The following is a 6,000-nucleotide window of genomic DNA, read 5'->3' on the forward strand; positions in this document are numbered from 1 at the left end:
ATACCATTGACTCTTAACTCATTAATAGCGAAACGGTCAACCGTTTGGAGTTTGCCGTATCCATCCAAGTAGTATTAGACAATTTCAAGTCGGAATTTATCTGAATATTTTGCCATAAAAAACTACACCTCTTAAGTTGGGTAAGGTGGTTCAACTTAAAAGGTGCAGTTCACTTTTTCATACCTTCCTAATCCAAGAAATGTACTAAAGGCGACTTATTTTCTATTGCTATTTTAAATCATTTCTACGACTAGGATCAAAATCAATTCCTGTAATATAACGTTTACCATTATGAGCCTGAATATGAATAACAATATCAATTGTCAACATCAACAATCTTTTAATTACATCAAATTCGAGCCCTGACCCCTCAGGGGAAGCCTTCACCATTAACGCTAATTGATCCCATGCCTGATCAGTACTTCCTGCATGACAACTAGTGATTGACCCTGGATGCCCTGATGCACAATTTCGAATAAAATAGAAAGATTCATCACCGCGCAATTCTGCAAGAATAATTCTATCAGGCTTCATACGTAAACATGCTTCCATGCAACTTTTTGCTGTAATATTTGATGCACTTTGCCCGCCCTTAGAATATAACAAATGCACTACATTTGGCTGAGGAATAAACAACTCTCTTGCATCTTCAATCGTGATTAATCGTTCATCAAACGGGATATGATTAACCAACGATTTCATAAAAGTTGTTTTTCCGCTTCCTGTAGCTCCCGCAACAACGATATTCTTTCTATATAAAACAGCTTTGCTAAAAAACTCCCCATATTTTCGATTGATCAACAATTCCTTTAATTCTAAATCATATTTAGAAATACTATCCGTATTTAAAATGACATTATTAAAAAAACCATCTTCTTGATATTGCTCCAATGTCTTCGTATATTTGGAAGGCTGCCGTATAGTAATTGATATCTTTCCGGCATCGCAAGCTGGAGGAATAACAAATTGCGCACGCTGCCCTGATGGGAAAGTCAATGAAACCATTGGCTCCTTATCTGTAATACGCTGACCAGTGTTACTCTCATTAACAACCGATGTACAAAACTGTCTTGCACGTTCATAAGTTAATGTACTAACTTCTATACACTCCCACCCATTAAAAGTTTCTAAATATACTTGTCCTGGTTTATTGATGCATATCTCTGTAACATCCTGTCTTTCGAGCAACGGCGATATACCCAAAATTTGATATTGATAATCTAAGAAATCATTTGAAATATCTTGAATCACAGTATACAACCCTGTCTCTATTGGTTTCCAATTACATTTTCAAAATCAATATCTTGAGAAACAAAAATATTTAATATTTCTCCTTGATTAATTGTAACGGTTGGGGGGCGCATACCCATTTTATTTAATTCTTGTTGAGCCATTCTCTCTAATGTACGAGCAGTTTTTGTTTCTGTAGGCGTTATAGTAGTACTGGTGCTTGTCGTTACAACAGAATTAGTTGATGTATTTTTATCACTTAAATAATCTAGACCATCTCCTATTAAACTAATTAAAACTGCTGATCCTAAACGACTAGCCCAATGACTTCTATAATCCCCAACATGTCCATTACCACCTAAACTATCCGTCCCTTGACTTTCCATTCGGATATCCAAATTATTCGGTGTAATAATGCGATTCCAGATTACATCAATCCTATTCCCGACACTAGCTCCTGCAGCATATGCACCTATTGCTTTGGACCCCTTAGGTATTAATAACTTAGTTCCAGCGCTGGAATAGACAGGTTCTGTTACGATACACGATACATTACCAGGAATATCACTGACAATACGCCCCATCAAAACGCAACGAATATATGTCCCTTGTACCAATAGATAGTCAGGTTTATATAATTTCTGTGGCTGCAATCTCTTAACAGCCCCACCACCACGCGTATTACCTTCATCTTCAGAAATAACAAAGCCACCTGCCCCCCCTGAACGGCTAATTCCACCACTATCTTGGCTGTCTTTAAATCCAAAGCTCTCATTTACTGTCGATGGTACCGGAGAATCAATCGTTGGAACCTGCAAAGACGAAACTGAAGGTACCGCTGGAACTGAAACCAGTTCTGGAGGAGTAGGTAACTCTGTCTGTTGATCTATATTAGTAGTAGGTTGTTGAACGGGAGCGGGAGTTTCGTCAAGAGCAGGGGAAGGTATAGGAGAACTAGGTATATCTACTACTTCCTCCTTAACTTGCTCCATATTAGCCTTATCGTTTGTTGAAAACAACGACATTGCATACATAAAAATAGAAACGACGACAATGCCCATTAACAATAAAAAAATAAGTGCCTTACGATTAATACGTTGACCAATCCCATTATTCAAATTAGGAATATTACTTTCCAAGTCTTGTACACTATTAATCTGCTTCTGATAAATAGTTGAGGTTCCAGTCAAAGTTTCCCCATTCTCCCCATTTTTATGATTATCTACAACAATGTCGTTTTTTAACTGCATTGTGCCATCATCAAAATTTTCCAACCCATCTTGTAAATTCTTGTTCATTAAAAATTCCTTCTAATACCAACAACATCATTACCATGCCTCAGAACTAAAAAAGGATAAGTTCCATTTACTATAATAACATTATTTTGAATAGTAGTATTAACTACCATTTCCTCACCATTTCTATCCTTTCGGGCAAAAATCGCAGGGAAATTTCCTGTAGGCATAAATTTATTAATATTTAAATAAATATAGGTAAATTTACCATCATCATAAACTTTTGTTGGAACCAGCCACGCAGATTTTGATTTTGCGGCATAATCATAATTAGTAAAATAACCTACATGTCCACTAATTTTCGTACTTAATCCGCTATTTAAATCTAGACTTTTCTCTTTTTTGAACTCGGTTCCATCCGGATAATTGAATTTAATTTTATATTGAACACCTTTATTTTTTGCTGACTCCAATCCACGCCATTCTTTAGAAACCACCTTCAAATCAAATAAATAATTATGCGCTGCCGTTCTAATAGTAAGATTTGTATCTGCATTAGCAACTTTAGGTCTTATATAGAACGTGTTTTCTCTTCGGGCCAAATCCCAACCATCACTATAACCCGTTCCAAAATCTTTAATATCTTCTTGGGGGCTAATTTCAATCTGGGTCACGATTCCCAAACTGGAACGCACAGTATAAATTTTATCTGGAGTATAAGTATATTCTGTAACTGTTGATGAAGCCGCCGCAATATTTATACAAATAGAAAATATAAATACCGGCAGACAAATTTTCCTTAAAAATATATTCATTTTAATAGCCTTTTAATGTTTTTATCCTTCGCCACTAACTATCATCTCGGTGATACAGCCATCAAGTCTGCTTGTGGAGAAGTTGCATCCTCTTCCTTTTGTGGACCTAAAGAATCTTTAGATACTATAGGGAAATTACTTGGTAATTCCATAGTTGGTTTCGCAATATTATCGGTTTCAACCTGATAGTTAGTAACTTGAAAACCTAATGGATTGTCATAACGATATTCTTCCGCCATTTTTAAATTAGGTCTGTATTCAAATGTCATTGTAGCCATTTGCCTATCTAATGGCTGAAGTGACCCTTTACTCTTATCGAACAAATAACGATCATAATTTACTGTTGCTCCAGTTGGAGCATTTTGGCGCCCATCTGTATATGCTAAAGTAATATTTCGAATTTTTGTACGAACTGAAAGAGCCCGCCCATAGATTTTATTTGGATTTTGAGGAAAATCTTCAAGAAATTGATTTTTATAATCAGTTGCAACTTTTGCATCAGACATGGCTAGCACTTTCCCCCATCCATTAATATTCGTTAATTCCCAATCATACGATTCTCTAGCAATAACATATTGAGCCACATTACTCTTATTGATTGCTTCACTTGCAGTAATTTTATTATTTTTAAAATCTCCCTCAAGCCTAGAAACTGTACTAAAACCAGTATCACGATCAGCTACAACTACATAAGGGACTTCTTGTTTTAATGGCAATATCAATGCCACACCAATTCCCGAAATAACAACTAATACCATACTAACAGACGCAACAAACCATGCTCTTTTTTCACTGCGTTTTACCATGTCCGCTAATGACAATTCAAAACTCTTTGATCTAATAACCGCTTCCGTAACCTTTTGCGTTTTTTCCTTCTTTTTGAACATAATACTTTCTCTACTATACTATAAATAAATTAAAAACAAGATGTATCTATATACCCTGCCGCATTTGCGACCGTTTCAACGACAAGGCTCCCTTTACGCACACTAACAACCACATGTTTAGCTGAATAAATCCGGTTTAACTCTTCCAACGCCTTATTAAGTTCAACCGCATTAATCTTCTCAGCAGCCTTGGGTAAGGTATAGTCATAGCAACTACCATACTCAACAGAAAGCTTACTATCTTCAGCCCAACGGTTCAGCAGGCTTTTTAAGGTCTTATCAATTGCCATAACCCGATAAGTATACTTATGATGCAAAGGAATTTCGGTAATCTTGTCAGTAAATTTATTTACCGGACTCCAATTGTTAGAAAAATCCTTTGCCGGCGGCGTGGAATTACAGCCCAATAAAACAGAGCAAATTAATATGCCTAAAAAATATTTCTTAAAGAACATGCTACTTAACTTCCTACATTCTTGGATGTATCAACATCCCCTGATTAAATTACAAAACTGAGACAAGCGGCTCTCAGTTTTGATTTTAACACCATTACACAAATCACCTCCCTTTTTTTACCTAAAGGTAGCTTTTTACGATAATATACCATTTACGTAAATATTTTCCAATATATCTTAAATGTGATTGTCATTATGAATTTATTGTAAAATTGCAAAAGCATTTTTAAATTAACTATCATGTTAAATTTTACTTTTAGTCAGTATCCTCCAAAACATTTGGATGATGCCCCCCTACGCACAGGCTGTCGCAATATACCCTGTGTGACCTCTTCTGACTTTCAGTATAAAGAGCTATGATCGAAATAGTATTCTCTCAGCACAAATTGCCCGACGACAATTTTTTCATCATCCTATCCAGTTCCAATATCTGCAATACCACTTTCTTGCAGACGGCCTCAATGTATTTCCGAGAACAGGGGCCGTCTGAAACTTGAAACACAAACCGCAGACAACAAAAAACCGCACAAAGTGCGGTTTTATCTTTGAAATGTTTTTTTATCGGAACGGAAGACGTTTTTTTTTCAGACGGCCTCTAATCTCTAAGAGAGACTGTCTGAAAAAAATCATTTATCAATAACGGTAATCGGGATGGCGAGAGCAGCCTGAATAGCGGATAACACACTCACTGGAATGTTTGCTACATCCTTTTAACGCAAGTTCTTTGGCAACTTCCACATCATCGTCTCCGGCAGTTCCCGTTCCTCCTTTACCTTCTTCCCTACCACCAACTGCAATAGCAGCACAGATATTACGATATTCGTGTTTCAACCGACAGCCTTTTCCGTCGCGGGCAATCGGATTTTTTCCGCCACCAGCCTTAATACAGCTTTCCAATGCCTCCTTATTGGCCGAACGATAGCCTTCGGTATTATTTTCAGAATAGCCTACCGCCCGATTGACCGGATTAAAATAAATAGCTCCCCAACGATTTGGGATATTAATCACTCTACTTACCTGACCTATCGGACGGTTATTGCCTGCACAACCAGGCAAATCAGGATGATATACACAAGGATTACTCATTTCATTTGCATTAGCAAAACCACTTAATATCATGACAAAAACTAGTAATATCTTCCTCATTTGTTTATTCCCTATTCTTGAACATTAGTAGTATTCTTACCTTGTCCTTTACCCTGATTCACCCTAGGCGACCCATCCGAATTTCTCGGACTGTTTCCGCCTTGCAGCGGGTTATAAGTATTAAACCCCAACGAAGACCCAATCAGATTCCCCACCATCAGCGTGCTCATCATCAGCCCCAAGCCGCCCTGCATGATCGTAATCTGCGCAATGCCCGGACGATCTTGCGATG

6 protein-coding genes and 1 pseudogene are annotated in these 6,000 nt (G+C 37.2%); all 7 read right to left on the minus strand.

Annotated features, from left to right (window positions below):
• Positions 1–228: 228 nt before the first annotated feature.
• Complete coding sequence (virB11, locus tag ACI43T_RS08920) at positions 229–1,251, minus strand: P-type DNA transfer ATPase VirB11 (protein ID WP_254654928.1); 1,023 nt, start codon at positions 1,249–1,251, stop codon at positions 229–231.
• A 17-nt stretch (positions 1,252–1,268) separates the two neighbouring features.
• Complete coding sequence (locus tag ACI43T_RS08925) at positions 1,269–2,528, minus strand: TrbI/VirB10 family protein (RefSeq protein ID WP_314105281.1); 1,260 nt, start codon at positions 2,526–2,528, stop codon at positions 1,269–1,271.
• Positions 2,528–3,280: a TrbG/VirB9 family P-type conjugative transfer protein gene (locus ACI43T_RS08930; protein ID WP_293279609.1), complete on the minus strand. Its 753-nt coding sequence runs from the start codon at positions 3,278–3,280 to the stop codon at positions 2,528–2,530. The genes ACI43T_RS08925 and ACI43T_RS08930 overlap by 1 nt, the downstream gene beginning before the upstream one ends.
• Before the next feature lie 41 nt (positions 3,281–3,321).
• On the minus strand, positions 3,322–4,167 hold the full coding sequence (locus ACI43T_RS08935) for a virB8 family protein (protein ID WP_293279611.1): 846 nt from the start codon (positions 4,165–4,167) through the stop codon (positions 3,322–3,324).
• Between the two features lie 29 nt (positions 4,168–4,196).
• Entirely contained in the window at positions 4,197–4,622 is a 426-nt protein-coding gene (locus ACI43T_RS08940; protein WP_009175086.1) for a hypothetical protein, read from the minus strand.
• A gap of 633 nt (positions 4,623–5,255) precedes the next feature.
• Complete coding sequence (locus ACI43T_RS08945) at positions 5,256–5,768, minus strand: DUF4189 domain-containing protein (protein WP_405386585.1); 513 nt, start codon at positions 5,766–5,768, stop codon at positions 5,256–5,258.
• Positions 5,769–5,779: 11 nt separating this feature from the next.
• Positions 5,780–6,000: pseudogene (locus tag ACI43T_RS08950) on the minus strand (hypothetical protein); the annotation flags it as partial.

Origin of the sequence: Neisseria oralis, from assembly GCF_045062685.1 — a bacterium.
GTDB classification, from domain to species: Bacteria; Pseudomonadota; Gammaproteobacteria; order Burkholderiales; family Neisseriaceae; genus Neisseria; species Neisseria oralis.